Source organism: Mesorhizobium sp. 01N446, from assembly GCF_056399285.1.
Genome location: NZ_JBFTRA010000010.1, coordinates 83325 through 109613 on the forward strand (window position 1 = coordinate 83325; position 26289 = coordinate 109613).

Annotated in this window: 28 protein-coding genes and 1 riboswitch; of the genes, 13 read left to right on the forward strand and 15 right to left on the reverse strand. The window is 64.6% G+C overall.

What is annotated here, in order from left to right; genetic code table 11:
• Nucleotides 1-110 precede the first annotated feature (110 nt).
• Nucleotides 111-2705: a TIGR02302 family protein gene (locus AC1DPX_RS29380; RefSeq protein ID WP_477241067.1), complete on the forward strand. Its 2595-nt coding sequence runs from the start codon at nucleotides 111-113 to the stop codon at nucleotides 2703-2705.
• A 49-nt stretch (nucleotides 2706-2754) separates the two neighbouring features.
• Nucleotides 2755-3126: a glyoxalase superfamily protein gene (locus tag AC1DPX_RS29385; protein ID WP_477241069.1), complete on the forward strand. Its 372-nt coding sequence runs from the start codon at nucleotides 2755-2757 to the stop codon at nucleotides 3124-3126.
• A gap of 2 nt (nucleotides 3127-3128) precedes the next feature.
• Here AC1DPX_RS29385 and AC1DPX_RS29390 read toward each other — a convergent pair whose 3' ends face one another.
• Nucleotides 3129-3986: a LysR family transcriptional regulator gene (locus tag AC1DPX_RS29390; RefSeq protein ID WP_202357707.1), complete on the reverse strand. Its 858-nt coding sequence runs from the start codon at nucleotides 3984-3986 to the stop codon at nucleotides 3129-3131.
• A gap of 223 nt (nucleotides 3987-4209) precedes the next feature.
• Between AC1DPX_RS29390 and AC1DPX_RS29395 the strand changes: the two genes are divergently transcribed.
• On the forward strand, nucleotides 4210-5157 hold the full coding sequence (locus AC1DPX_RS29395; RefSeq protein ID WP_477241071.1) for a DMT family transporter: 948 nt from the start codon (nucleotides 4210-4212) through the stop codon (nucleotides 5155-5157).
• On the opposite strand, the gene AC1DPX_RS29400 is transcribed toward AC1DPX_RS29395, so the two are convergent.
• From AC1DPX_RS29400 to AC1DPX_RS29410, 3 genes are all read right to left on the reverse strand, one after another.
• The gene (locus tag AC1DPX_RS29400) at nucleotides 5158-5529 is read right to left on the reverse strand and encodes a response regulator (protein WP_477241073.1); all 372 of its coding nucleotides are present in this window, start codon (nucleotides 5527-5529) and stop codon (nucleotides 5158-5160) included.
• Nucleotides 5530-5648: 119 nt separating this feature from the next.
• Complete coding sequence (gene hpt, locus AC1DPX_RS29405; protein ID WP_010911737.1) at nucleotides 5649-6191, reverse strand: hypoxanthine phosphoribosyltransferase; 543 nt, start codon at nucleotides 6189-6191, stop codon at nucleotides 5649-5651.
• Nucleotides 6192-6214: 23 nt separating this feature from the next.
• Nucleotides 6215-6859, reverse strand: a complete 645-nt coding sequence (locus AC1DPX_RS29410; protein WP_202357704.1) for a fimbrillin family protein — start codon at nucleotides 6857-6859, stop codon at nucleotides 6215-6217.
• A 189-nt stretch (nucleotides 6860-7048) separates the two neighbouring features.
• Between AC1DPX_RS29410 and ftsE the strand changes: the two genes are divergently transcribed.
• The 3 genes from ftsE (at nucleotide 7049) to AC1DPX_RS29425 (ending at nucleotide 9529) form a co-directional block, all read left to right on the forward strand.
• Nucleotides 7049-7708: a cell division ATP-binding protein FtsE gene (gene ftsE, locus AC1DPX_RS29415; protein ID WP_010911739.1), complete on the forward strand. Its 660-nt coding sequence runs from the start codon at nucleotides 7049-7051 to the stop codon at nucleotides 7706-7708.
• Nucleotides 7701-8693, forward strand: a complete 993-nt coding sequence (locus tag AC1DPX_RS29420; RefSeq protein ID WP_477241075.1) for a cell division protein FtsX — start codon at nucleotides 7701-7703, stop codon at nucleotides 8691-8693. Before ftsE ends, AC1DPX_RS29420 begins: the two co-directional genes overlap by 8 nt.
• 110 nt (nucleotides 8694-8803) lie before the next feature.
• On the forward strand, nucleotides 8804-9529 hold the full coding sequence (locus tag AC1DPX_RS29425; RefSeq protein WP_477241077.1) for a YdcF family protein: 726 nt from the start codon (nucleotides 8804-8806) through the stop codon (nucleotides 9527-9529).
• A gap of 12 nt (nucleotides 9530-9541) precedes the next feature.
• Here AC1DPX_RS29425 and AC1DPX_RS29430 read toward each other — a convergent pair whose 3' ends face one another.
• The gene (locus tag AC1DPX_RS29430) at nucleotides 9542-10174 is read right to left on the reverse strand and encodes a pyridoxamine 5'-phosphate oxidase family protein (protein WP_477241079.1); all 633 of its coding nucleotides are present in this window, start codon (nucleotides 10172-10174) and stop codon (nucleotides 9542-9544) included.
• Between the two features lie 24 nt (nucleotides 10175-10198).
• Complete coding sequence (locus tag AC1DPX_RS29435; RefSeq protein ID WP_202357700.1) at nucleotides 10199-10669, reverse strand: nuclear transport factor 2 family protein; 471 nt, start codon at nucleotides 10667-10669, stop codon at nucleotides 10199-10201.
• A 118-nt stretch (nucleotides 10670-10787) separates the two neighbouring features.
• On the opposite strand from AC1DPX_RS29435, the gene AC1DPX_RS29440 reads away from it, so the two are divergent.
• Nucleotides 10788-11690 carry a LysR family transcriptional regulator gene (locus AC1DPX_RS29440; RefSeq protein WP_477241081.1) on the forward strand — a complete coding sequence of 301 codons (903 nt, stop codon included), beginning with the start codon at nucleotides 10788-10790 and terminating at the stop codon, nucleotides 11688-11690.
• A 100-nt stretch (nucleotides 11691-11790) separates the two neighbouring features.
• Nucleotides 11791-12579 (forward strand): lysophospholipid acyltransferase family protein, encoded by a 789-nt coding sequence (locus AC1DPX_RS29445; protein ID WP_202357698.1) that lies wholly within the window; start codon nucleotides 11791-11793, stop codon nucleotides 12577-12579.
• Between the two features lie 19 nt (nucleotides 12580-12598).
• Here the strand turns inward: AC1DPX_RS29445 and AC1DPX_RS29450 are convergent, their stop codons facing one another.
• From AC1DPX_RS29450 to AC1DPX_RS29460, 3 genes are all read right to left on the reverse strand, one after another.
• Nucleotides 12599-13225, reverse strand: a complete 627-nt coding sequence (locus AC1DPX_RS29450; RefSeq protein WP_477241083.1) for a LysE family translocator — start codon at nucleotides 13223-13225, stop codon at nucleotides 12599-12601.
• 90 nt (nucleotides 13226-13315) lie between these two features.
• Nucleotides 13316-14263 carry an aldo/keto reductase gene (locus AC1DPX_RS29455; protein WP_477241085.1) on the reverse strand — a complete coding sequence of 316 codons (948 nt, stop codon included), beginning with the start codon at nucleotides 14261-14263 and terminating at the stop codon, nucleotides 13316-13318.
• 124 nt (nucleotides 14264-14387) lie between these two features.
• Entirely contained in the window at nucleotides 14388-14909 is a 522-nt protein-coding gene (locus tag AC1DPX_RS29460) for a gamma-glutamylcyclotransferase (RefSeq protein WP_477241087.1), read from the reverse strand.
• Nucleotides 14910-15063: 154 nt separating this feature from the next.
• On the opposite strand from AC1DPX_RS29460, the gene AC1DPX_RS29465 reads away from it, so the two are divergent.
• Complete coding sequence (locus tag AC1DPX_RS29465; protein ID WP_477241089.1) at nucleotides 15064-16062, forward strand: DUF2125 domain-containing protein; 999 nt, start codon at nucleotides 15064-15066, stop codon at nucleotides 16060-16062.
• 7 nt (nucleotides 16063-16069) lie between these two features.
• A complete protein-coding gene (locus AC1DPX_RS29470; RefSeq protein WP_477241091.1) occupies nucleotides 16070-16999 on the forward strand; it encodes a sugar kinase in 930 nt (309 codons plus the stop codon).
• On the opposite strand, the gene AC1DPX_RS29475 is transcribed toward AC1DPX_RS29470, so the two are convergent.
• Entirely contained in the window at nucleotides 16996-17931 is a 936-nt protein-coding gene (locus AC1DPX_RS29475) for a prephenate/arogenate dehydrogenase family protein (RefSeq protein WP_477241093.1), read from the reverse strand. The genes AC1DPX_RS29470 and AC1DPX_RS29475 overlap by 4 nt on opposite strands.
• A gap of 24 nt (nucleotides 17932-17955) precedes the next feature.
• Complete coding sequence (hisC, locus tag AC1DPX_RS29480; protein WP_477241095.1) at nucleotides 17956-19065, reverse strand: histidinol-phosphate transaminase; 1110 nt, start codon at nucleotides 19063-19065, stop codon at nucleotides 17956-17958.
• A gap of 162 nt (nucleotides 19066-19227) precedes the next feature.
• Nucleotides 19228-19305, forward strand: a riboswitch (SAM riboswitch).
• Between the two features lie 107 nt (nucleotides 19306-19412).
• Between hisC and metX the strand changes: the two genes are divergently transcribed.
• Entirely contained in the window at nucleotides 19413-20582 is a 1170-nt protein-coding gene (metX, locus tag AC1DPX_RS29485; RefSeq protein ID WP_202357690.1) for a homoserine O-acetyltransferase MetX, read from the forward strand.
• A 58-nt stretch (nucleotides 20583-20640) separates the two neighbouring features.
• Nucleotides 20641-21255, forward strand: a complete 615-nt coding sequence (gene metW / locus AC1DPX_RS29490) for a methionine biosynthesis protein MetW (protein WP_202357689.1) — start codon at nucleotides 20641-20643, stop codon at nucleotides 21253-21255.
• 12 nt (nucleotides 21256-21267) lie between these two features.
• Here metW and AC1DPX_RS29495 read toward each other — a convergent pair whose 3' ends face one another.
• The 4 genes from AC1DPX_RS29495 to AC1DPX_RS29510 form a co-directional block, all read right to left on the reverse strand.
• Nucleotides 21268-21588, reverse strand: a complete 321-nt coding sequence (locus AC1DPX_RS29495) for a DUF1330 domain-containing protein (protein ID WP_202357688.1) — start codon at nucleotides 21586-21588, stop codon at nucleotides 21268-21270.
• Between the two features lie 141 nt (nucleotides 21589-21729).
• On the reverse strand, nucleotides 21730-22533 hold the full coding sequence (locus AC1DPX_RS29500) for a DUF1194 domain-containing protein (RefSeq protein ID WP_477241097.1): 804 nt from the start codon (nucleotides 22531-22533) through the stop codon (nucleotides 21730-21732).
• An 88-nt stretch (nucleotides 22534-22621) separates the two neighbouring features.
• Entirely contained in the window at nucleotides 22622-24442 is a 1821-nt protein-coding gene (locus tag AC1DPX_RS29505) for an ABC transporter ATP-binding protein/permease (RefSeq protein ID WP_477241099.1), read from the reverse strand.
• A 118-nt stretch (nucleotides 24443-24560) separates the two neighbouring features.
• Nucleotides 24561-25349, reverse strand: coding sequence for a class I SAM-dependent methyltransferase (locus tag AC1DPX_RS29510; protein ID WP_477241101.1), 789 nt, complete (start codon nucleotides 25347-25349; stop codon nucleotides 24561-24563).
• A gap of 163 nt (nucleotides 25350-25512) precedes the next feature.
• Here AC1DPX_RS29510 and gloB point away from each other — a divergent pair, with 163 nt between their 5' ends.
• The gene (gloB, locus tag AC1DPX_RS29515; protein ID WP_477241103.1) at nucleotides 25513-26280 is read left to right on the forward strand and encodes a hydroxyacylglutathione hydrolase; all 768 of its coding nucleotides are present in this window, start codon (nucleotides 25513-25515) and stop codon (nucleotides 26278-26280) included.
• Nucleotides 26281-26289: the final 9 nt, after the last annotated feature.

Sequence of the window (26289 nt, forward strand, 5' to 3'; positions counted from 1 at the left end):
CCATTTTGGCGGGCTTAACGTTTTTTCAAAGCGCCTCGCCTTTGCCGTGTTTGCTGGTATTCTTCGAGTCGTGAGGATCGGGCTATCCCGCCCGATTCCAGGAAGGGCCGATGACCGAACGACCCACCTTCAGCAGCGATCGCGGCCTGGCCGGGCGCCTGGCCTTGAGCCGGCTGGCAACGCGGGTCTCGATTATGGTCGAGCGCGGCTGGCCGCTGCTGCTGCCGCTGATCCTTCTCGCCAGCCTGTTCGTGAGCGTCTCCTGGTTCGGCGTTTTCTCCCGGCTGCCGGATGTCGCGCGCATCGGCCTTGTCGCCGCGTTCGGCCTGGCGGGGCTGGCGGCGCTCTATCCGCTGCGCTTCTTCCGCTTGCCTGGCGCCGCCGAGGTCGATCGCCGCATCGAGGCCGCCAACGACCTGCTGCACAGCCCCGTGCTGGTGCAGGCCGACCGGCCGAGCGGTCGCGAAAGCAGCTTCTCGCAGGCGCTGTGGCGCGAACACCAGAAGCGCATGGCCGCCAGGCTTGACAGCCTTGGCGCTGACCTGCCGCGTACCCGTGTGCCGGAGCGCGACCCCTGGGGGCTGCGCGCCGTGGCGGCGCTGTTGCTCGTCACCGCCTTTGCCTTCTCCTTCGGGCCGACAGGCGGCAGGATAGCCGACGGCTTCAGCGCCCACGGCGCGCATGATGCAGTGCCGCCACGCATCGATGCCTGGGTGACGCCGCCTGCCTACACCGGCAAGCCGCCGATCTTCCTGACCGCCGATGCCAACCAGGCGACGCCGACGTTTCATGTGCCTGAGGGCAGCGACGTGTCCTTGCGCGTCACCGGAGGCTCGGGCGAGGAAACGCTCGCCTATGCCGACAAGGACGGCAACGCGCGCACCATCGACCCGGCCGGGCCGCAGGCCGCGACCGCCAAGCCAGCCGCGAACCCGGCGGCTCCGTCGAAGGTGCGCCAGTTCACCGGCAAGCTGACCGGCGACGGCACGCTGACGCTGAAATCGGGCGAGGATCAGCTCGGCCGCTGGGCCTTCGCCGTGATCGCCGACAAGCCGCCGCAGATCCGCTTCGTCGGCGAGCCCAAGCGCGCCGCCAACGGCGCCTTCGAGCTCAACTACCAGATCGACGATGATTATGGCGCCGCCACCGCCAAGGCGGTCTTCGCGCTGGCCGACCCGCAGGCGCCGGCCGCGCATCCGCTCTACGGCCCGCCCGAAATGCCTTTGGCGCTGCCGCGCCGCGGTGGCAAGTCGAATGCCGCCAAGACCACCAAGGACCTGACCGAGCACGTCTGGGCCGGCAACAGCATCAAGCTGACGCTGGTCGCCACCGACGACGCCGGCCACACCGCGTCGAGCGAAACCAAGACGCTGGTGATGCCCGAGCGGCCCTTCGCCAACCCGCTGGCACGGGCGGTGATCGAACAGCGCCGCTTGCTGGCGCTCGACGCCAATGCCAAGCCGCGCGTGCTCGACCTGATCGACGCCATCACGCTGCGGCCCGAAGACACGTTCGACAATATGTCCCACTACCTCGCCATCATGAGCGCGCGCAGCCGGCTGAAGCTCGCCGGCAACGACGACCAGCTGCGCGGTGAGGTCGCCTATCTCTGGGAAATCGCGCTCGGCATCGAAGAGGGCAACCTCTCGGCGGCCGAGAAGCGTCTGCGCCAGGCGCAGCAGGCGCTGCAGGACGCCATCAAGAACGGCGCCAGCGATGCCGAAATCGAGAAGGCGATGAAGGAACTGCGCGAGGCGATGAACCAGTTCCTGCAGGAGTTCGCCGAGCGCGCCAAGCAGAATCCGAACGCCCCGCAAATGCAGCAGAACGGCCAGGAACTGCGCCAGAGCGACATCGACCGCATGATGGACCAGATCGAGAACCTGGCGAAGTCGGGCGACCGCGACAAGGCGCAGCAATTGCTGTCGCAGCTGCAGGACATGATGAACAATCTCCAGGCCGGCCGGCAACAGCAGGGCGGCGAGCAAGACAGCCAGATGCGCCAGCAGATGGACAAGCTCGGCGAGATCCTGCGGCGCCAGCAGGAGATGATGAACGACACTTTCCGCATGGACCAGATGCAGCGCGGCGAGCGCCAGCGCGGACAGAACCGCGACGAGCAGCTTGGCCAGGGCGGCGGCGAGGACCAGGACAAGCCCGGCGTCGGCGAGGACCGCGACCCGCTAGCGAGGCAAAAGCCGATGACGCCGCAGGAATTCGCCGATGCGCTGAAGCAGTTGCAGGAAGGCCAGGGCCAGCTCAAGAGCGATCTCGATAAGCTGAAGAAGAGCCTCGAAGGCATGGGCATGGAGCCCAATGAAGGATTTGGCGAGGCCGGCAAGTCGATGGGTAGCGCCGAGCAGGCGCTTGGCGAGGGCCAGGGCGACGAGGCCGTCGGCCACCAGGGCCGAGCGCTCGAGGCGCTGCGCAAGGGCGCCAAGGACATGATGAAGCAGATGCAGGCCATGCAGGGCGACCAGGGCGGCAGCCAGGAAGGCGGCCGCCAGCAGAATGCCGACCGTGACCCGCTCGGCCGGCCGCGTGCCAGCCAGGGTCCCGATTTCGGCGATTCAGTGAAGGTTCCCGACGAGATCGACGTCCAGCGCGCCCGCCAGATCCTGGAAGCGATCCGCAAGCGGCTCGGCAACGCGCTAAGCCCGGATATCGAGCGCAGCTATCTGGAACGGCTGCTCGAGCTGAAATAGGGACCTCAGCCCCACACCCCGCCCGCCCCTCCCGAACGGTTGCAACCCCATGCCGAAGCTCGGTCCTGTCACGCCCATCCTGCGTATCTTCGATGTCGCCAAGGCGCATGAGTTCTACGTCGGTTTTCTCGGGTTCGAAGTGCAGTTCGAACACCGCTATGAAGACAACACGCCGCTATACACTGGCGTTACCCGCGACGGCTGCGTCTTGCATCTGAGCGAACATCATGGCGACGGCGCGCCAGGCGCTCATCTCCGGATCGAGACTGCCGACATTGCGGGGCTCCACCACGAGTTGAGCGAAAGAAAATACCGCTTTGCCAGGCCGGGGTTGGAGGAGACCCCTTGGAAGACGAAGGAGATCACGGTTGCCGATCCGTTCGGCAACCGCCTGACCTTCTATGAGGATGTGAGGGACTGACTCTACCGGTTGACGAACGCCTCGCGAATCGCTTCCTGCATGCCGTCGATCGCCTCGCCCGACGCGTTCGGGTTGCGATGCATCACCACATTGGAGGAATCGATGTCGCCGAACCCGTCGGCGGACGTCAGTTCGCGGCAGCCATCCGGAATGTTGCTGCGCGAGATCGGCGCGATCGCCAGCCCCGAGGTGACAGCAAGCTTCAGGCCGCCGGTGGTGTCGCTGGTATAGGCGACACGATAGGCAAGCCCGCGCTGCTCCAGTGACTTGATGGCGAAGTCCTTGCACCAGCTGACCCGGTTGTAGAGCGCGATCGGCACAGGCCGTTCCTCGTGCATGTGATGCAGGGTGGACGTCACCCAGACCGTCGGGTCGTGCATCAGCACTTCGCCTCCAGCCGGATCCTGCCATTCGAACACCACGCACAGATCGAGTTCGCCGGCGGCGACTGCCGCCAGTTGCGCTTCCGAATGCGCGTAGCGCACCGTGACCTCGACCTTGGTGTGACGCTTCGAGAACGCGCCGAGCGCGCGCGACAGGATGGCGTGGCCATATTCCTCCGGAATGCCGATGCGCACCGGTCCGCCGAGCGGCGGCGCCGCCATAGACGCCGCCGTTTCGTCGAGCAGCGAGACGATGCGGCGGGCGTTGACGATGAGCTCGCCGCCACGCCGCGTCAGCGCGACGCCACGTGAGCCGCGCTCGAACAGGCTGTCGCCGACCAGCTCCTCGAGCTTCTTCATCTGCATCGACACGGCCGACTGGGTGCGGCCGGCCTGTTCTGCCGCACGGGTGAAATTGCCGGCCTCGGCAATGGCGACGAAGGTGCGCAGGAGATCGCTGTCGAGGGTCGGGCGCATGCTATCCATCATAAGCAGATTTGATTGCAGGCATCATTCCAATTCGTTTGCAACATGTCAAACACCGGACGATAGTTGCCTCACCCATTGGATATGCGGCTGCGAAATCGGCCGCGGACCAATCAAGAGTCCTCACTCGTGCCCGCTGCCCGAAACGGTGGCGGGTTCTTTTTGATCTGGAGGCGGGCGGCTTCGGATCGTACGCGCAGGAGCCGGAACGCAGATGCAGAATAGGATGGTGCGCGGCATCCTGAGCCTGTGCCTGGGCGTGCTGGTGTTCTCGCTGCAGGACCCGCTCGTCAAGGCCGTGTCGAGCGCCTACCCCGTGACCGAGGTGATGGCGATCCGCTCGATCGTCGCCTTGCCGATCCTGATCGTCCTCGTCCACGCCGATGTCGGGCTGTCGGCGATCCTGTCGAAGCGGTTCGGCCTGCTGACGATCCGCGCCTTCATCCAGTTCACCTCCTACACCGTCTACTATCTGGCCATCGCCGCGCTGCCGCTGGCCGACGCGGTGGCGCTCTATTTCATGGCGCCGCTGTTCATCATGGCGCTGGCCGGCCCCTATCTTGGGGAACGCGTCTCCTGGCGGACGCTGGCGACCGTGCTGATCGGACTGCTTGGCGTCATCGTGATGGTGCGCCCCGGCGCCGGCCTGTTCGACTGGGCGGCACTGCTGTCGCTCGGCTCGGCGGCGCTCTACGGCTTCTCGCAATTGATGGCGCGCAAGATCGGCGATACCGAATCGTCCACCGTCATGGCCTTCTATCAGAACGGCGCCTATCTCATCGGCGCGGCCGTCGTTGCCGGCACATTCCATCTGGCCGGCATAAATCACGCCGTCCACCCCAGCGTCGAATTCCTGGTACGGCCCTGGATATGGCCGACGCTGCCGGATTTCCTGAAGATGGCCGCCTGCGGCTTCGTCGCTTCCGCCGGCATGATCCTTCTGTCGCAAGGCTACAGGCTGGCGCCAGCCAACCGGGTCGCCACCTTCGAATACACCGGCATTCTGTGGTCGCCGCTCTGGGGTTTCCTGTTCTTCGCCGAAGTGCCGCGGTCAACGACCGTGATCGGCGCGGCGCTTATCATCGGCGCCGGCCTACTGGCGCTCAACACCGGGCGCCGCAAGAACGCACCGCCGGTACTTGCAACTGCCGATCCGGCCTGATCAGGCGAAGCAGATCAGCGCCCGCTCGACGCGCGAGCGGATTTCGGCCAGCGTGAAGGGCTTTTGCACGACATCGAGAATGATGCCGTTCAATTCCTCGGCGCGCTCGCGCTGATCGGCATAGCCGGTCATCAGCATGATCTTCATCGCCGGAAAAAGCGCCGCCGCCGCGATCGCCATCTCGATGCCGTCCATCTCGGGCATGCGGATGTCGGAGACGACGAGATCGTAGCTGCCATGAGCAGCGCGGATCAGCGCCAGGCCCTGGGCGCCATCGGCGGCGATATCGATTGCGTGGCCTGCGCGTTCGAGCGCGYGGGCTGCGAGGGTGCGGACGGACTCATCGTCCTCGACGATCAAAAGCTTTGCCATGGCCGGCAATTTGGCCGCGAAAAGTTGACTTTTCCTGAAAGCACCCAGCCCCTGATCGGGCTATTTTTTGCGGCACCGTTAAGGCCTTTTTCAGGACTTGTCGGTCGAAGGCAATGGCCTCACGCATCGCCCTTCACGACGCCCACGAAGGGCAATTCGCGGAAGGCGTGCGCGACATCCATGCCGTAACCGACGACGAAATAGTCGGGGCAGTCGAAGCCAACATAGTCGGCGACGAGCGCGGTCTGGCGGCGCATGCGCTTGTCGAGCAGCACGGCGATGGAGCAGCTTTTCGCGCCACGCGAGAGCATCAGGTCACGGGTGAAGGTCAGCGTCTTGCCCGATTCGAGGATGTCGTCGATCAGCAGCACGTCGCGGCCGGCGACCTCATTGTCGATGTCGCGCAGCACCCTCACCTCGCCGCTGGTGGTGCCGGCGCCATAGCTGGAAATGAAGATGAACTCGACCTCTGGCGACAGGCCGACATCATGCATGGCGCGGATCAGATCCGCGGCGAAGATGAACGAGCCCTTCAGCACCGAAATCACCAGGAGATCGTGATAGTCGTGCCCGGCGATCTCCTTGGCGAGTTCGAGATTGCGGCGCGCGATCGCCGATGCCGAAAACAGGACTTCGATGTCCTTGTCGCGTACGATGGGCATTGCTGGTCTTCCCCGGTGATCGCCTATTGGGCGAAAGTAACCAAAACGGTCCTCACGCCGTTCTTAGGCACGTCGAGGCGGCTGGCAAAGCCGAATCTTTCGCCGGATGCCAGCGAATGGCCGGATGTCCCCAACGTATAGCGGGTTGTACGCCCGTCATTGCCGGTCACGCGGATTTCGAGCGGCGGCATTGTCGCGGCCCCCACCCCGTCATTGGCGGCCTCGCCATCGACGAACAGCACCGGATTGGCCCCCGAGGCGTCGACGCGCGAAGTGACGCCCGAGATGGTCAGCGCCGACGCTTGCGCGCCGGACAGGAACGGCGCCTGGCGCACCAACGCATGGCCGCCGGAGACCCAGAAGGCGGCGAGAGCAGCACCGATCCCGGCGATCCAGAAGATCGGCCCGCCGCGGACGGCCGGCTGCCGTTCCGCCGGCGCTTCCGGCTTGCGCAGCATGTCCATGCCCTCGATGGAAGGCGTGACGATCGGGCGCGGCTGCGGTGAAACGCTTTCCACGATGGGGACAAGGCGCGGCATCACGACATAGTCGGCATCGACGATATCGGCCGCCGGGCCGCGCACGATCCTGTCCGCCACGGCAATTGCCGGGGCATCGGTCATGATTTCGCCGGAAACCGGGCGCGCGGTTCGTTCGTCAGCCATCATGGCCCCGTTATTGCGCGTGTTCGCTTTTCGTTTCTTTTGCGTAAACAAAAATGGTTAACGCTTCCCCACCGGAGCTCTCGTGACGCGCCGAAACAACCCAGGAATTAACCGCCGGTTAACCATGCCGGCCGATGGTCTTTTCACAGAACAGGCACGCTTGGCGCTGCCAGGAATTTCAGGTCGTCGAAATTGATTCGCTTCGAAAATGTCGGCCTCCGCTATGGCATGGGTCCGGAAATCCTCCGCGACATCTCCCTGCATATACCGGAGCGCTCCTTCCAGTTCCTGAGCGGCCCTTCTGGCGCCGGCAAGACGACGTTGCTGCGCCTTCTGTTCATGTCGCTGAAGCCGACGCGCGGGCTCATCACCATTTTCGGCAAGGACCGTTCGCGCATCTCGCGCACCGAACTGCCGCATTTGCGGCGCCGCATCGGCGTGGTGTTCCAGGATTTTCGCCTCCTCGACCACATGACGACCTATGAGAATGTCGCGTTGCCGCTGCGCGTGCGCGGGCGCGAGGAAGCGAGCTACCGCACCGATGTCACCGAGCTGCTGAAATGGGTGGGGCTGGGCGAGCGCATGCATGTGCTGCCGCCGGTCCTGTCGGGCGGCGAGAAGCAGCGCGCCGCCATCGCGCGCGCCCTGATCGAGCAGCCTGAGATCCTGCTCGCCGACGAGCCGACCGGCAATGTCGATCCGCCGCTGGCGCGACGGCTGCTGCGGCTCTTCATCGAACTCAATCGTCTCGGCACCGCCGTGGTGATCGCCACCCACGACCTCGGCCTGATGGAGCAGGTCGACGCGCGCCGCATGATCCTGGCCGGCGGAAGGCTGGACATCTATGACTGACCTGTCCGCCGAACACCTCCAGGAGCATGAGCAGGAAGCCGAGGCGGCCGAGGCAAGGCCGCGCACCCAGCGCCGTATGGCGCCGATCGTGCCGGCGCAGAACATCGCCGGCCGGGCGCTCGTCCTGGTCATCGCCATCATGACCTTCCTGTCCTGCCTGACCTTCGGCGCCGTGACGCTGGTGCGCGACACCGCCTCGGTCTGGGAGAACCAGATCTCGCGCGAGGCGACGATCCAGATCAAGCCGGCCGACGGCCTCGACATGGAGGCCGCCCTTGCCCAGGCCTCGCAGATCGCCGGCGAATTCCCCGGTGTGAAGTCGACAAGGATCATCGATCGCGACGCGACCGCACGGCTGCTGGAGCCATGGCTGGGTTCGGGCCTCAACATCGACGAGTTGCCGGTGCCGCGCCTGATCATCGTCACCATCGATGAGAACAGCCCGCCCGACTTCGCCGCCATGCGGGCCGCGATCACGCCAAAACTGCCGAGCGCCTCGCTCGACGATCACCGCACCTGGGTCGACCGGCTGGTGGCCATGGCGCGCACCACGGTGACCATCGGCATTGCCGTGCTGGCGCTGATGCTGTCGGCGACGGTGCTGACCGTGGTGTTCGCGACCCGCGGCGCCATGGCCGGCAATGGCCATATCATCGAAGTGCTGCATTTCGTCGGCGCCGAGGCGGCCTTCATCGCGCGCGAATTTCGCCGGCATTTCCTGGTCACCGGCATGAAGGGCGCGGCCGCCGGCGGCGCGGCGGCGGTGCTGGTCTTCATCGTCTTTTCCTGGTGGTCGTCGCGCAACATGGCGACGCCGCAGGCCGACCAGGCAACCGCTTTGTTCGGCAATTTCGCCATCGGCTCGGCAGGCTATCTCGGCGTCGTTCTGATGGTGCTGGTGATCGGTGCGCTGACCGCGGCAACCTCGCATGCCACCGTCGTCGCCTATCTCAGCGACATCGATGTTCGCCAACCCGACGCATGAAAGGGAGCTTGCTCTGGCGGAGATCGAACCAGGGTGATCACGGATGGAGAAACAGCGTAACGCAAAGTGCGTCTTTTACCTACCAAAGGCCGCATTTCAGGATTAACCATATGGCCATGGACGTGCGGGATTCGACCGGGACGGCTGGACAGATGCCAGTGGTGGTTGCTCGTTTGCGTGACCACGGCGGGTTTAGTCGTTTGAAAACCGCGCTGCGGATATCCGCGCTCTCGCTCCTCGTTCTCGCAACGCTGTTTGCCGGCGGCTTCGGCTGGTTCGCCAACAAGGTCGCGCATCTGACCACGCCCGCCAATCCGGAGAAAGCCGATGCCATCATCGTGCTGACCGGCGGCCAGTCGCGCCTCGATGCGGCGATGGATCTGCTGGCGTCCGGCAAGGGCGAGCGGCTGTTGATCAGTGGCGTGCATCCTTCCGCCAGCCGGCGCCAGCTCCAGGCCGCGACCGGCGGCGACAAGAAGCTGTTTTCCTGCTGCGTCGACATCGATCGCGCCGCGCTCGACACGATCGGCAATGCCGAGGAAAGCGCCAAATGGGTCGAAAGCCATGCCTATGGCACGGTGATCCTGGTCACCAACAATTACCACATGCCGCGCAGTTTGCTGGAAATGGGCCGCCTGCTGCATGGCGCCAAGCTGGAACCCTATCCGGTGGTCAATTCCAATCTCGACAATGGCGGCTGGCTGACAAAGCCGCGGGCGTTGCGCGTGCTGTTCACCGAATACACCAAATACCTGCTGGCGCTGGCGCGCGGCATCGTGCCGGTGAAACCGACCCCTGACGGCATCGCGCTGGCCGAGACCGCAGCCGGCGGCTGAGCCACCGTTCCATCATCCCTGGTCGGTCCCCTTCGACGCGGCTTTCAGCTGCATGATCTCCTGCTCGAGCAGTTGGATGCGCCTGTCCCGCTCGCCAAGCGCTGCCGCCACATCAGCCGCCTCGAAGCGTTGCGGAATGTGTTGCGGGCAATTCGCATCCCAGGCCGAGATCGTGAACAGGATAACCTGTTCGGGCCGCGCCTTGTAATCCCCAGGCATCAGCCTCGCCATCAGCTCGGCATCGTTCTCGACGACGCGCGCCGTGCCCCAGATCTTGATGCGCTGGCGCAGCATGTAATCGATCAGGAACAGGAAGGCGCGTGGATTGTCGGCCAGATTGCCTTGCGTGATGAACTGCCTGTTGCCGGAAAAATCCGCAAAGCCGATCGTCTTTTCGTCTAAGACCTTGAGAAAGCCGGCCGGACCGCCGCGATGCTGGATGTAGGGCTGGCCATCGCCATTGGCCGTCGATAGGAAGACGCTGGTCTGCATCCCGATGAAGGCGGCAAGGTCCGGCGTGATGACGGCTTGCCAGCCGCCGCGCTCCTCGACGCGGGCGTAGGACTGGCGCGAGCCCTTGCGCGCCTGGATCGCCTTGACGGTCGGCGTAAAGGCGACATCGCTGGTGAAAGCATGCGCGTTCATCGAAACCTCCTTGCGGGGATGGCGCTAGAGCCCGAGCGCCGACAATGTCGGGTGATCATCCGGGCGGCGTCCCAGCGGCCAATGGTATTTGCGGTCGGCTTCCGCGATCGGCAGGTCGTTGATGCTGGCGATGCGCAGGCGCATCAGCCCGTGCTCGTCGAACTCCCAGTTCTCATTGCCATAGCTGCGGAACCAGGAGCCGCTGTCGTCGCGCCATTCATAGGCAAAGCGCACGGCGATGCGGTTGCCGTGGAAGGCCCAGACCTCCTTGATCAGCCTGTAGTCGAGCTCGCGGCTCCATTTGCGCGTCAGGAAAGCCTGGATGGCATCGCGGCCCTGCAGGAATTCGGCGCGGTTGCGCCAGCGGCTGTCGGTCGTATAGGCGAGCGCGACCCGCGCGGGATCGCGCGAATTCCAGGCATCCTCTGCCATGCGCGCCTTTTGCGCCGCGGTCTCGGCGGTGAAGGGCGGAAGGGGTGGGCGGCTTTCAGACATAGGAACTCCATTGCGTGGCTATGCTGCGCACAAAGCCATGCTGGAGATATAGCCCCTTCCATTCCTGAAATGCAGATGGCATATCTGCAATCATTCCTTCCATTTTCTGGAAGAAGCTATGGATCGTCTCGAAGCCATGTCGCTCTTTGTCGCGGCGGTGGAGGCCGGCAGCCTTTCCGCCGCGGCCCGCCGTTTCGGCGTTCCGCTGGCGACCGTCAGCCGCAAGGTCTCCGATCTGGAACGCCATCTCAACACAAGGCTGCTGAACCGTTCGACGCGCCGGCTGACGCCAACCGACGCCGGCGAGGCCTATCTTGCGGCCTGCCGCCGTATCCTTGATGACGTCGGCGAGGCGGAACGCGCCGCGGCCGGCGAATACAGCGCTCCGACCGGTGAACTGGCCATCACCGCGCCGGTCGTGTTCGGTCGTCTCCATGTGCTGCCCGTGGTCACCGGCTTTCTCGCGGCCTATCCCGACGTGGACATCCGCCTGACCCCGGCGGACCGCATAACCCAGCTGGTTGAAGACCATTTCGACCTCGCGTTGCGCATCGGCCACTTGCCCGATTCGCGCCTTGTCGCCGTTGGCGTCGGTTCGATCCGCCGTGTGGTCTGCGCCAGCCCGGCCTATCTGGCCGAACACGGGATACCCACGATCCCGGAAGACCTAAGCACGCACAACTGCATCACCTTCGAGGGACTTTCCTCCGCCGCCCCTTGGGGCTTCACCAGAGGCAAGACGGACGTCACGGTCCAGATCCGCTCACGCCTTCAGGTCAACACCGCCGAAGCGGCGATCGATGCCGCGGTTGCCGGCGTCGGGCTGACGAAAGTGCTTTCCTATCAGGTCGATGCCGCGGTGCGATCCGGCATGCTCAGCATCCTGCTGCAAGAGTTCGAGCCGGAACCATGGCCGGTGAGCCTCGTGCATGCGGGCCACGGCCTGCTGCCGGTCAAGCTGCGCGCCTTCCTAGACTTTGCCGCACCGCGTCTAAAGGAGCGGCTGGCACGATTGGGCTAGCGTGAGCCGTGCTTCAGCATTGGCCGGGACACGGCCGCGCCATTTCCTTTTTCCCCGCGCTTGGTGTAACCAACGCACACTTCCTCACCGGACCTCCCTCATGCTCTATGTCAGATCGCTGGCGTTCAATTTCGTCTTCTACGTCAATCTGATCGTCCAGATGATCCTCTGGACCCCCTATTATTTCCTGTCGCCTCGCCACCGCGCCTGGTTCGTGCCGAAATTCTGGTCGCGCAGTTGCATGTGGCTCTACGACAAGATCGCCGGAACGAAGAACGACATCACCGGGCAGGAGAACCTGCCCGAAGGCTCCTTCATCCTGGCGCCCAAGCACCAGTCGTTCTGGGATGCCATCGCCTTCTTCCCTTTCCTCCAGGACCCGCTCTACATCCTCAAGCGCGAGCTGACCTGGATCCCGTTCTTCGGCTGGTACATCATGAAGATGCGCATGATCCCGGTCGATCGCGGCAGCCGCTCCAAGGCCTTGAAGGCCGTGGTCGCGGCGACCAAGGAAGAGATGGCGCGCAACCCGCGCCAGCTGATCATCTATCCCGAGGGCACGCGCCGGGCGCCGGGCGACGAGCCGGCCTACAAATACGGCATCGTCGAAATCTATGCGCAGCTTGGCGTACCAGTGGTGCCAGTGGCCCATGTCGCCGGCCTCTATTGGCCGCGCCGCAAGTTCCTGCGCTATCCCGGCATCATCAAGGCGCGTTTCCTGCCACCGATCCCGCCGGGCCTCAGCAAGGACGAGTTCATGGCACGGCTGATCGGCGAGACGGAAGCCGCCTGCGACCAGATGCTCATCGAAGCGGCCCGCGCGCCCAACCCGCCCGCCTTCCCGCCGACGGCACTAAAGCGGCTGCGGGAACTCGGCGCGAAGGCCTGAAGGGCCTCCGGCCGGGCGATCAGCCGTAGACGGCCAGCACCGTGGTCAGCACCAGCGTGGCGGCAAAGACCAGGTTGATGATCCGCGATGCGACAGGCCTGCGCAGGAAGCGCGCGAACGCCGCGCCGGCAAGCAGCCACACGGCATGGATGACAACGATCATCGCCGCGAGCACCGTCAGCTTCAACCACAGGCCGAGTACCGCATCGCCCTGGCTTGAAGAGGCGCCGGCGAACACGGCGGCGATCGCCACATAGGCTTTGGGGTTGGCGACCGCCAGCAGAAAACCGGCAAGCCAGGTCGGACGCGCAGCCTCGGCCGTGCGCGCCGCCAGCGGCGGCGCCGTGGCGATCCTGAAGGCGAGATAAAGGATGTAGGCGGCCGACGCGACAACCAGGACCGGCGCCAGCTTCGGCATCGAGGAAAGCGCCGCCATGATCCCGGTCGCCACCACCAGAAGCACGGCGATCGTGCCGAGAACGATCCCCAAAGTGTAGCGCACAGAATCGCGCAGGCCGAAGGCGGCGCCGACAGCGGTGACGCTTATCGTTGCCGGCCCTGGACTGCCCATGACCACCGTAGCGGCCAGCACCAGAGCGAGCAGCGGCCGCCAAAGCTGCGGCTGCGAAAGAAGCGGCTCCGTCATTGCACCCTCTGTCTTGCCAACAGCGAAGGACGCTATGGCAAGGCTGAGGCGTGGTCTTGGACGTTCGTGCGTGGACCGGCAGCCGAAGGCTCAGTCGCTCGCGCTGTCGAGTTCGGCCATGTCGTCGGCGGTCAATTTCAACGACGCTGCCTTGATCAGGCTGTCCATCTGGCTGGGCTTGGTGGCACTGGCGATCGGTGCGGTGACACCTGGCCGCGCGATCGCCCAGGCGAGAGCGACTTCAGCCTGTTTCGCCGAATGCCTGGCGGATATGGCATCGAGAGCGGCCAGGATGCGCATGCCGCGCGCGTTCAGATAGCTGCCGACGTCCTCGCCGCGCTCGCTTTGGCCGAGATCGGCCTCGCTGCGGTATTTGCCGCTGAGAAAGCCCTTGGCCAGGCTGAAATAGGTGATGACGCCGATATCCTCGGCCACGCACAGATCGCGCAACGGCCCGTCGAAGGAGGAGCGGTCGTAGAGATTGTATTCCGGCTGCAGCACCTCGTAGCGCGGCAGGCTGCGCAGGCTCGCCACGTCGAGCGCGGCGCGCAACTGGCCGACGTCGAGGTTCGAGCAGCCGATGTGACGGACCTTGCCCTTGGCAAGCAGCTTCTCGTAGGCGCCAAGCGTTTCCTCATAGGGCGTCGCCGGGTCCGGCCAGTGCGACAGATAGAGGTCGATGACATCGGTCCGCAGCCGCTTCAGCGAGGCCTCGACAGCCTTTTCGATATAGGCGGCGGAGAGGTCCTTGTGCCCCTGCCCCATATCCGAGCCGACCTTGGTGATCACCACGACCTTGTCCCGGTTGCCGCGGTCCTTCATCCAGTTGCCGATGATGGTTTCCGACTCGCCGCCCTTGTTGCCCGGCACCCAGCGCGAATAGGCGTCGGCCGTATCGATGGCGTTGAGCCCGCCCCCGACGAAGCGGTCGAGCAGGTCGAAAGAGGTTTTCTCGTCAGCGGTCCAGCCGAAGACGTTGCCGCCCAGAACCAGCGGCGCGATGGAAAGGTCGGTGCGACCGAGACGGCGTTTCTGCAAGACGAATCTCCGTGATGATGGGGATGGGGCGAATGCCGCCCGCTGGCTGGGGTTCGACGCCTAAGCTAGGTCTTGCCGCGTCGAGGTCAAAGGCCTGACCGCCTATTTCAGCAGAGCCAGCGCTTCACAAAGGCGCTATCCCCCGCGCCACGTCCTCCAGCCAATGGTCGCGGATGCCCAGTGCCTCCAGATGCCTCAGCGTGCTGAGCACATAGTCCTCGTTGTTGCCGGATTGGCCGACGGCGCCCCGCACCACCGCCGCCGCATGCGCGGCATCCAGCGCGCCGGCATATTGCTCATGCTTGCGGTCGACGATGTAGGCTAAGGCTTCGACCGCGCCGCCGTCCTCGAGGCGGACCTTGAGCGTGCGTTCGAGATAGACTGATGTGACAAGCTCGCGCTCGCGCAGATAGGCGATGACCTCGTCACGCAATTCGCCAGGCACACGGAAAGCCAGGCCGACGCAGGAGCCGCCATGGTCGAGACCGAGCACCAGCCCGGGCCGCTGGCGCGTGCCGCGGTGCACGAAGGAATAGACGCAGAGCGAGCGGCGATAGCCGTGCAGATGGGCGCGCCGCGTCTCGACATGCGCGAAACCCGGCCGCCAGATCAGTGACCCGTAGCCAAACACCCAAAAATCGCCCATATCGCCGCGCCTGATTGCAAAAAGAATGGCAACACCGCACCGGAAACCGGTGTTTTTTCTGTCCGTCCCCAGCTACCTATCCGTCAAGCCTGCCTGGTGTTGTCGGAATCAAAGCTCCGTCCACCAATACCAATGCGTTAGTGAGAGCCAAAGCATGACGTCAAGTGACGAACGCCAACCTAAGTCCCGCCGCGGCCTGTTCTGGCTCGTGGCGTTCATCGTTGTGCTGTTCGCCCTTTATAGCGGCGGCTGGTTCTACCTGGCCGACAAGGTCAGGACTGAAACCGACAAGGCGGTCGCCACGCTGAACAAGAGCGGCATCGAGGCCGGCTGCGCCAATCTCCAGGTCAGCGGCTATCCGCTGAGCTTCACCGTCTCCTGCGACAACCTCGCCTACGAGGACGACGCCAAGAACATCGCGGCCTCGGCCGGCTCCTTCAACGCCGTCGCCCAGATCACCCAGCCTCTGTCGCCGGTCGCCGATCTGCGTGGTCCACTCAGGACCTCCGTTCCCGGCATGGTGCCGCTGTGGATCGACTGGGACAATCTGCAGGCCAAGGTCAATCTGTCATGGCCGCTGCCGCAGCGCATTGCGCTGCAGGCGGAGGGCCTGTCGGGCCAGACCGACCCGGCCGACGACACCGATCCGGTGGAACTGTTCAGCGCCGGCAGGGCGGCCGGCCAGCTGCAGCCGAACGGTCAGGACGTCGACTATGCCGGCAGTTTCACCGATCTGGAGATCGATGCGGATGCGATCGGCGGGCGCGTGCTGCCGGCACTCGATGCCAGCGGCGACGCCACGCTTAAGAATGGTGTCGCGCTGATCGGAACGCAGGTGAAGAGCCTACGTGGCCAGAGCCTCGAAATCCGCAACCTCGATTTGTCATCAGGCACGGCGCGCGTTACCGTTTCCGGGCCGCTGTCGGTCGACGCCGAAGGCCTGGTCGATGCCGACCTGATGATCCGGATCAAGGACCCCAAGGCCGTGGCATCCATCCTGGCCGGCGCCATACCCGAGCAGAAGGATGCGATCGAACAGGGCTTTGCCGCGCTCGCCATGCTCGGCAAAGAACCATCGATGCCGCTGAAGGTGATCAAGGGCAAGGCCTCGCTCGGCTTCATCCCGCTCGGCAAGATCAAGCCGGTGCAATAGCGCGGCCATGGCAAGACCCGCGAGGCTCCTCAGTGTCGGCGCGCTGACGCTGGACACCATCCTGCGTGTCGAGACGCTGCCCACGCATCAGGGCAAGTTCATCGCCGCCGATGGCGTCCAGATCGCCTCGGGCATGGCGACGAGCGCCGCCTGTGCCGCGCATCGCCTGGGCGCCGACGTATCGCTATGGGCGAGTGCCGGCGATGACCTCATCGGCGATCAGCTGGTCGCCGGGATCGAGGCCAAGGGTGTCGACTGCAGCTACGTCCGCCGCGTCAGCGGCGCCCGCTCGGCACTGGCCTCGATCCTGGTCGACGCCCATGGCGAGCGCATCATCGTGCCTTTCTACGACAGGCTGGCCCAGGCCGATCCCGAAGCCTTGCCTTTCGCCGACATCACGCCATTCGATGCCGTGCTGGTGGACGTGCGGTGGCCGGGTGCCGCGGCGCTTGCCCTGAAAGCCGCGCGGGGAGCCGGCCGGCCGGCAATCCTCGATGCCGATACGGCGCCGTTGGCCGTGCTGGAGCAGCTGTTGCCGCTGGCCTCGCATATCGTCGCCTCCGAGCCGGCGGTCCGCATCATATGCGGCCATGCAATGGATCTAGAGACCGCCTGCACCGATATGGCCTCCCGCACCGATGCGTTCGTCGCGATCACCGGCGGCGCTGCAGGCACCTGGTGGTTCGATCGCGCGTCGGGATCATCCCGCCATGTCGCCGCGCCAAGAATCAAGGCGGTCGACACGCTCGCCGCCGGCGACGTCTTTCACGGCGCCTTTGCCGTCGGGCTGGCGGAGGCCATGCCTGTCGAGCAGGCCTTGCGCTTTGCCAGTGCCGCCGCCGCGCTCAAATGCCTGCGCTTCGGCGGCAGGCTCGGCGCGCCGGACCGGGCCGAGACGCTGGCCATGGTCGCGGCGACCTGGCCTGAAACAGCCTAGCTCTTGACGGGATGCTCGATCGCCTGGCGGCCGAAATCGGGCACATCGATGTCCTGGCCGGCCTCGATGATCGAGCGGCGCACGGCGCGGGTGCGGGTGAACAGGTCGAACAGCTTGTCGCCATCGCCCCAGCGGATTGCCCGCTGCAGGAAGGCCAGGTCCTCCGAGAACCGCGCCAGCATTTCGAGGATGGCGTCCTTGTTGTGCAGGCAGACATCCCGCCACATGGTCGGGTCGGAGGCGGCCAGACGCGTGAAGTCGCGGAAGCCGGAGGCGGAATATTTGATGACTTCCGTCTTGGTCACCGATTCCAGATCGTCGGCGGTGCCGACGATGTTGTAGGCGATGATGTGCGGCAGATGCGAGACGATGGCGAGCGTCATGTCGTGATGCTGCGGATCCATCGTATCGATGTTGGCGCCGCAGCGGCGCCAGAACTCCGACAGCCTTTCCAGCGCATCCGGATCGGTGTCCGGCAGCGGCGTGAAAATGCACCAGCGATTGTCGAACAGATCGGCAAAACCGGCATCCGGGCCGGATTTTTCCGTCCCCGCTAGCGGATGGCCGGGAATGAAATGGACGCCCTCAGGCACGTGCGGCTGCATCTGCGCGATAACCGACGCCTTGGTCGAGCCGACATCGGTGAGGATCGCCCCCTTCTTCAGCGCCGGCGCGATTTCCTCGGCCACCGCGCCGGACGAGCCGACCGGCACCGAGACGATGACCAGATCGGCATCGCGGACCGCTTCCTTTGCGTCGGTCGTGTAGGAATCCCCCAGTCCAAGCTCCTCCGCCCGCTTCAGCGTTGCAGCACTTCGGGTGGAAATGGCAACGTGGCCGGCAAGGCCTTCGCGGCGGATGACGCGGGCCAGCGACGAGCCGATCAGGCCGATGCCGACCAGCGCGATCTTTTCAAACATCGGTGAGGTCATGGTGTTCCAGCTTTTCGGGGCGTTCTAGCTTTTCAGGAATGTCGTGAGCGCGGCGACAACGCCGCGATTGGCCTCTTCCGTGCCGACGGTCATGCGCAGCGCGTTGGGAAAGCCGTAGCCGGAAACACGCCGCAATATATAGCCTCGCGCGCTCAGGTAGTCGTCCGCCGCCGCCGCCGAATGCTTCTGGTCGTCGGGAAAATGGATCAGCAGGAAATTGCCGACGCTGGGCGTCACCCGCAACCCGAGCCCGGTCATCTCCGCGCTCAGCCAGGCGAGCCAGGTCTCGTTGTGCGCCACGCTGCGCTCGACATGGGCGCGGTCGCGGATCGCCGCGATGCCGGCCTCGATCGCCGTCGCATTGACGTTGAAAGGCCCGCGTACCCGGTTGATGGCGTCGACGATGTGCAGGGGCGCGTACATCCAGCCGATCCGCGCGCCACCGAGGCCGATCTTGGAGAAGGTGCGGGTCATGACCACATTCTCGGCGCTGCCGACCAGTTCGATGCCGGCTTCATAGTCGTTGCGGCGGACATATTCGGCATAGGCCGCGTCGAGCACCAGCAGCACATGTCTGGGCAGGCCGGCATGCAAGCGGCGCACCTCCTGGAACGGCAAATAGGTGCCGGTCGGATTGTTGGGGTTGGCGAGAAACACGATTTTCGTGCGCGGCGTGACGGCGGCAAGTATCGCATCGATGTCGGCGCGCTCATCGGTCTCCTTGACCACAACCGGGGTGGCGCCGGCAGACTGGATGTAGATCTTGTAGACCATGAAGGCGTGTTCGGTGAATATGGCCTCGTCGCCGGGTGCGAGATAGGTCTGCGCCAAGAGGCCGAGGATCTCGTCGGAGCCGTTGGAGCAGATGATGTTCTGCGCGTTGAGGCCATGCACGTCCGCGATCGCCTCGCGCAGCCGCCGGGCGGTGCCGTCGGGATAGATGTCCAGCCTGGCGGCGACCTCACGCGCGGCCTCGATCGCCTTCGGTGAAGGGCCAAGCGGGTTCTCGTTCGACGACAGCTTGTAGACCTTGTCGACACCAGCGGGTGCGGCGCTCTTGCCAGGCACATAGGCGTCGATGTCCATGATGCCCGCGCGCGGGGTTGGACGTGCCTGATCCGGTGTCTGGTTCATTTTTTGCAAAATCCGTCGAAAATGCCTCCATCCGGAGGCCGCAGCGGAAATACAAGCCACGGCCCGCAATGTCGAGAGGTGGCAGTGGGGCCAGCAGCTGGCCTAGTGGCCGGCCCAGACAGCCGGCATTGACGGCGGGGCGAGCGAGTTCTAGAAGGACAGCGACAGTTCCGTGGTGATTTGGCCGGTCGGCTTGCAGCCACGTTAAACAATTCGCTAAAGGGCCGTTTGCGTGACGTAACCGGCTTTGCGAATGGCAATGCCGGTTTTTTATTGTCCGCGGCCGGCCGGACGGACGCATCGGCGACGGTTTTTCGTCTGGCACGATGCAGCAAGTGAGTACGTGAATGGCCACTCTGCGCGCAGGAAAGACCAACAACGAGGCCGACCAGCCGTCGAGCCCGGTGTTGCGCTTCGGGGCGGACAAGCCGCTCAAGCTCGACGCCGGCACGCTGTTGTCGCCGTTCCAGATCGCCTACCAGACCTATGGCACGCTGAACGATGCCCGCTCCAATGCCATCCTGGTCTGCCACGCGCTGACCGGCGACCAGCATGTCGCCAACACCAATCCGGTGACCGGCAAGCCGGGCTGGTGGGAAGTGCTGATCGGCCCCGGCAGGATCATCGACACCAACCGTTTCTTCGTCATCTGCTCCAACGTCATCGGCGGCTGCCTGGGCTCCACCGGCCCGGCCTCGACCAACCCCTCCACCGGCAAGCCCTATGGGCTCGACCTGCCGGTCATCACCATCCGTGACATGGTTCGCGCGCAGCAGATGCTGATCGACCATTTCGGCATCGAGAAACTGTTCTGCGTGCTCGGCGGCTCGATGGGCGGCATGCAGGTGCTGGAATGGGCGTCGAGCTATCCCGAGCGTGTCTTTTCGGCGCTGCCGATCGCCACCGGCGCGCGCCATTCCTCGCAGAACATTGCCTTCCACGAAGTCGGCAGGCAGGCGGTCATGGCCGATCCGGACTGGCATGGCGGCAAATATTTCGAGCATGGCAAGCGCCCGGAAAAGGGCCTGGCGGTGGCGCGCATGGCTGCCCACATCACCTATCTCTCGGAAGCCGCCCTGCACCGCAAATTCGGTCGCAATCTGCAGGATCGCGACCACCTGACGTTCGGCTTCGACGCCGACTTCCAGATCGAAAGCTATCTGCGCCACCAGGGCATGACCTTCGTCGACCGCTTCGACGCCAATTCCTATCTCTATATGACGCGGTCCATGGACTATTTCGACATTGCCGCCGACCATGGCGGCAGGCTGGCGGACGCCTTTGCCGGAACCAAGACCCGCTTCTGCCTGGTGTCGTTCACGTCGGACTGGCTGTTTCCGACGGAAGAAAGCCGCTCCATCGTGCACGCGCTCAATGCCGCCGGCGCCTCGGTGTCCTTCGTCGAGATCGAGACCGATCGCGGCCACGATGCCTTCCTGCTCGACGAGCCGGAACTGTTCGCCGCCATCAACGGCTTCATCGGCTCGGCGGCGCGGGCGAGAGGGCTGAGCGCATGACCCCGGAACGTTGCAGACTTTCCGGATCAGGATCAAGCGCCACACGGAGGGCGATATCATGAGCGTCAACGGCAGCCAGCGCGTCGACCTCGAGGTCGTCGCCAACCTCATCCCGCCGCAGTCCCGCGTGCTCGACGTCGGTTCGGGCGACGGCTCACTGCTTGAATTGCTGCAGGACACCAAGCAGGTCGACGGCCGTGGGCTTGAACTGTCGCAGCGCGGCGTCAACGAATGCGTGGCGCGCGGCCTCTCCGTCATCCAGGGCGATGCCGACAAGGATCTCCAATTCTATCCCGACAAGGGCTTTGACTTCGTCGTCCTGTCACAGACCTTGCAGGCCACCCGCAACCCGAAGCTGGTGCTCGACGAGTTGCTGCGCATCGGCAACCGGGCGATCGTCTCCTTCCCCAATTTCGGCCATTGGCGGGTGCGTCTGTCGCTGTTCGTCAAAGGCCGCATGCCGGTGACCCAGGACCTGCCCTATTCCTGGTACGACACGCCCAACATCCATTTCTGCACCATCCGCGACTTCGTCAATTTGTGCGAGGAGCTTGGCGCGACCGTGGAAAAGGCGACCGCGCTCGACGCCGCCGGCCAGAAGATCGGCCTGTCGATGCCGTGGTGGTTCTGGAATTTCTTCGGCCAGCAGGCGGTGTTCCTGCTGAAGCGCTAAAGTACGGCGCGTCTAGCCCAGAACATCCGTGGCCTTGTGCGGATGCTCGACACCGTCGGCGAACACCACGTCGGATTGGGAATTCTCCGTGCGCAACGCCAATATCGCCTGGTAGGCGGGCGAAGCATACCACGCGCGCACATGCCGCCGGTCGGGAAATTCGATGACGATGAGGTTGCCCGGCCAGTCGTTCTCGACCACCTCGACGTTGCCGCCATGGACGACGAAACGGCCGCAGAATGGCTCCAGCGTGGCATCGATCTTGTGCAGGTACTCGACGATCTGCGGGCCCATCGTGACTTGGCGCATATGGGCAACGGCGTAAGCGGTCATGACATAACTCCCTTGTCTATCGAAGCCGACTTGCCGGCCTCGTGAGGGCAATCTGCCGGAGCGCCTGAGGCAAAGCGATTACGTCAGAAGTAATGGTATCAACTGCTTCGACGGCCGGTCTCTGGCGCTCTTGGCGCAAGTTCACCGGTCGAGTTCCGGAAAATACGGATCCGACAGGAACCGTCTGTCGCGTTCGCCTTGCAGGCAGTCGATCGGCGCGTCCGCGTCGACGGGAATGATGCTGGCCTTGCCCTGAATGCCGCTCACTTCGAGGATCAGCTTGCGCCGGATGGCGGTGGAAAATTCCGAGGCCGAGTAGATAGGCAGCACGAAGGACCCGGGTCCGCCGGTCACGCACTGCGCGTAATACTGGTCGAGATGTTTGAAGGTCGGCGATGGGTTGATCAGGATCGGCAAGCCGTTGATGACGATGCCTTTTGCGGTTGCCGCATCACGCATCGCGGTGACCGGCGGCCCGATATTGTTGGGGCCGTCGCCCGATATGTCGATGACGCTGCGTTCCCCGGCGATATTCGTCCTGTCGAACAGCTCTGTGCCGAAGGCAAGAGCCGTGGAAATCGAGGTGCCGCGAAAACTCCGGAACGGGCGCGCCGCCACCTTGTCGGCAAAGCTGTAGGCGCTCTGCGCGCTGTCGATGATCTGCCAGCCGATGACCGCGTCGTCGCGCACCGTGCCGGCCCATTCGAAATAGGTGATCGCGATGCGCCCGGCATTGCCGGACCGGACCGCCTGGATGAAATCCGGATGACGCAGCGCCTCGACATAGCCGGCGCGCTGCAGGGCGAATTCCTTCTCGTCCATCGACAGGGATATATCGACGGCCAGCACCAGCTCTACGTCGACGGCCAGCGCATCCGGTGGCGCCGCAACCGGTGTTGGCTGGGCACAGGCAAGACAGGCAAGCAGGCGCAGGGCATCAAGCATCGCCACCGCCAAATTTTGTTTCTCCGGGAAATTCTCCTTCGCGATCGCGGCGAAATAAAGCTTGCAGCGACGATGCGGAAAGACAGCCCTATTTCTTGCGGCGGACCGCGACCGGCGGAGGATCGATGGCGCCGGCCCTGACGTGAGCGGGTTTCAGCGCTTGAGCACCGGAATCCTTGACGATCGTCAGGCCGCGCGGAAAGAATTGGATGTTGTGCTGGCCACGCCCGATATTGATGATCGTGGCGCCCTTCAGATGCTTTTCCAGCATCGCCAGCACCCGCCGCAGCGAGGGGCCGTCGAACGCATCCATCGCTTCGTCGATGATCACCCATTTCGGCCGCCGCAAGGCGAGCCTGGCGACGCCCAGCAACCGCTGTTCATCATCGCCCAATTCGTGGTCCCAGCGCCCGACGCGGTCAAGCGAGGACGACAGCCGTTCCAGTCCGACCTCGGCCAGCACCGCCACAATATCGGCATCGCTTGCGGGCGCATGCCCATTTGCGTGATTGAGTACCTCGCGCAATGTGCCAGCCGGCAAATACGGCACGCGCGGCACGAAGATGAGGGTTTCTCCCGCCGGCAGGCCGATCTTTCCGCTGCCCCAGGGCCAAAGCCCGGCAATGGCGCGGAAGAACAGCGTCTTGCCGGCGCCGGGTTCGCCGGTGATCATCACGCGTTCGCCGGGGTGGATTTCGACATGCTGGTCGGAGAGTTTTGTGCAGCCCTCCGGCGAGGCCACCTGGAGCTTCTCGAACGTCAGGCTGCCATTGGCGTTCTGATCGAAGGTGATGCGTCTTTCGGTGTCGTGCAGCACATCGGTTTCATCGAGCGCGATGCGGAAGTCGGCGACACGCATCAGCGTGGCGCGCCAATCTGCGATGGCGCCGATGTTGTTGATGAACCAGCGCAACGAGGAGTGGACCTGGTTGAAGGCGCCGACCGCCATCATCAGCCCGCCAAAGCTGATATCGCCCGAGAAATAGACCGGCGAGGCAACCAGGATCGGCGCCACGACGGTGATCCAGCCATAGGTATCGGTCACCCAGGACAGGTTGATCTGCGCGGTATAGATGCGCCGCATGGCACCCAGCACCGTGCCGAGGTCGAGTTCAAGCCGCTGTCTGGCATCGGCTTCGCCATGGTAGAGCGCGATGGCATCGACATTCTCGTTGACGCGCACCATCGAGGAGCGCAGCTCCGCCTCTCGTGTGTAGCGGTCGCTGTTCAGCTTGATCAGCGGCCGCCCGACCAGCCAGCTCAGCCAGGAGGCCGTGCCGGCATAGAGGAACGCCGCCCAGACCATGTAGCCCGGTATGGCCAGCGACCAGCCGTTGACGTGGAAGACGAAGCCTGAGGACAGTTCCCACAGCACGCCGACGAAGGACACAAGCAGGATGAGCGACTGCAGCAATCCGACGCCGAGATCGGTCGATAGGTCGGAGAGATGCGCCGCGTCCTGCTGCATGCGCTGGTCGGGATTGACGCCGATGGCGCCTGCATTGGCCAGCCGGAAGGCGCGCGCCGGCCGCATCCATTGGTCGATCAGGTCCAGTGTCAGCGCCTCGCGCAGTTTCAGCCGGATCATCTGGTTGAGCCAGGTCTGGCCGATATTGAGCACCAGCAGCCCGCCGGCGATCATCGCGAACACAAGGAGCTGGTGCAGGAAGGCCGCCATGTCGCGGCGCGCCAGCGCGTCATAGAAGGGCTGATTCCAGCGATTGAGCAGCACCTGGCCGATCGACGTCGCGATGATGACGAGCATGATGCCGACCGAAGTCCACAGCAGCCATTTGCGGACCGGCGACACCACCAGCGCCCGCCTGATCGTCGCAACCTGATCACGCAGGCTGCTGGCCTCGACGGCGACCGGCTGAACGGTGGCCTGATTGTCCAGTTGATCAGCCATGTCTGAAGTCCTTGCGTTCAGGTGCGATGCTGAAACCGGATGAAATGAGCCGACGGCTGCCGCCCGTGTACGACAGATAGGTCGGAAAAACGCCGCGCGTGGAAAGTTTTTGCACCGATCACGAAGGTTTCACCTGACGAGCCGGCGCCAATGGGCCTACGGCGTCGGAGAGGCGGCCGAGCCGCGTCGCGCCGTGCGGCGACAGCACCGGGACGAAGACGCGGCGGGACGCGCGCTGGGCGACCGGCACGCCCTGATAGAGCCGCTTCTGCGCCTCGACGACGATGACGCCGGAAAAGATCGGCCACAGCCGCCGGCCGGCGCGCTCCAGAACATTGTGGAAGCGCATCATGAAGCGCCGTCGCGATGGCGGGAAGAACAGCGCATCCGACCAGGCGGCGGGCGTGAAATTCGCCTCGCGCAGCAGTTCGGTGAGCTGCCCGCGCGAAAACGGCCGGCCATTGCCGAACGGCGTATGCTCGAAGCGCGCCCAGACGCCGCGCCGGTTTGGCACGACGATGACGACGCGCCCTGCCGGCGACAGCACCCGCCAGATCTCGTTCAGCGTCTCGCGCGGGTTTTCGACATGTTCGAGCGAATGCACGAGCAGCATGCGGTCGATGCAGGAATCGACCAGCGGCAGCTCCTCGTCGAAGACCAAAGCGGTCGCCGTCGGCCCGGTTGCCGGCCAGACCACCGCGCCCTGCGTCGCCGGCATGAAGGCGAAGACCCGCTCGGCATCGGTGCCGAAGCGCTCCAGCCAGGGCAAGGTATAGCCGAGGCCGACCAGCCGTTCATTGGGGACAGCAGCCCATATCGACGACAGCGCCATGGTGATCGAGCGCTCGGCGAACCGGCCGAGCGTTGTCGAATAGAAGGAGCGAAGGTCGACGATGTCGGAATGCATGTCAGGGATGTAGCCGTGATATCGGCCGGTTTCAACAAAGGGCCGGAGGCAGCTGACACATACGCGGATGACATTCGTCATCTCCGGGATGACATTCAGTCATCTCGTGGATGACATCCGCCCTCTGGCGCCCTATGTCTGCGGCGACAAAGGGAGAGATATGATGGCGGTCGAAATCGAACAGTTCATGTGCCGCACGGACAATTTCGGCGTGCTGGTGCATGACCCCAAGAGCGGGCAGACGGCGATCATCGACGCCCCCGAGGAAGCGCCGATCCTGGCCGCGATCAAGCGCACCGGCTGGACGCCGACGATGATCCTGACCACGCATCATCATATGGACCACGTCGAGGCCAATCTGGCGCTGAAGGAGCGCTTCAAGCTGCGCATCGTCGGCCCGGAGGCGGAAAAGGCCAAGATCCCCGGCATCGACGAAACCGTCGAAGACGGCTCCGTCCTTCATCTCGGCGAAGAGCGCATCGAGGTGATCGCCACACCCGGCCATACCGCCGGCCATGTCTCCTATCATCTGCCGGCATCGCAGGTGGCGTTCACCGCCGACACGCTGTTTGCGCTGGGGTGCGGGCGGCTGTTCGAATGCAAGCCGCCGGTGATGCATGAATCGCTGCAGAAACTTGCCGCCCTTCCCGCCGCGACGACAATCTATTGCGGCCACGAATACACGCTCGCCAACGCCCGTTTCGCGCTGACCATCGACCCGACCAATTCAGCGTTGAAGGAGCGCGCCGCCCGGATCGAGGCGCTGCGAGCCGACAACAAGCCGACGCTGCCGACGACCATCGGCGAGGAGCTTTCGACCAATCCCTTCCTGCGCTGGCACGACCCGGCGATCCGCAAGCATCTCGGCATGGAAAAGGCCGGGGATGCCGAAGTGTTCGCCGAGATCCGCAAGCGCAAGGACAATTTTTGAGCGTGCAGG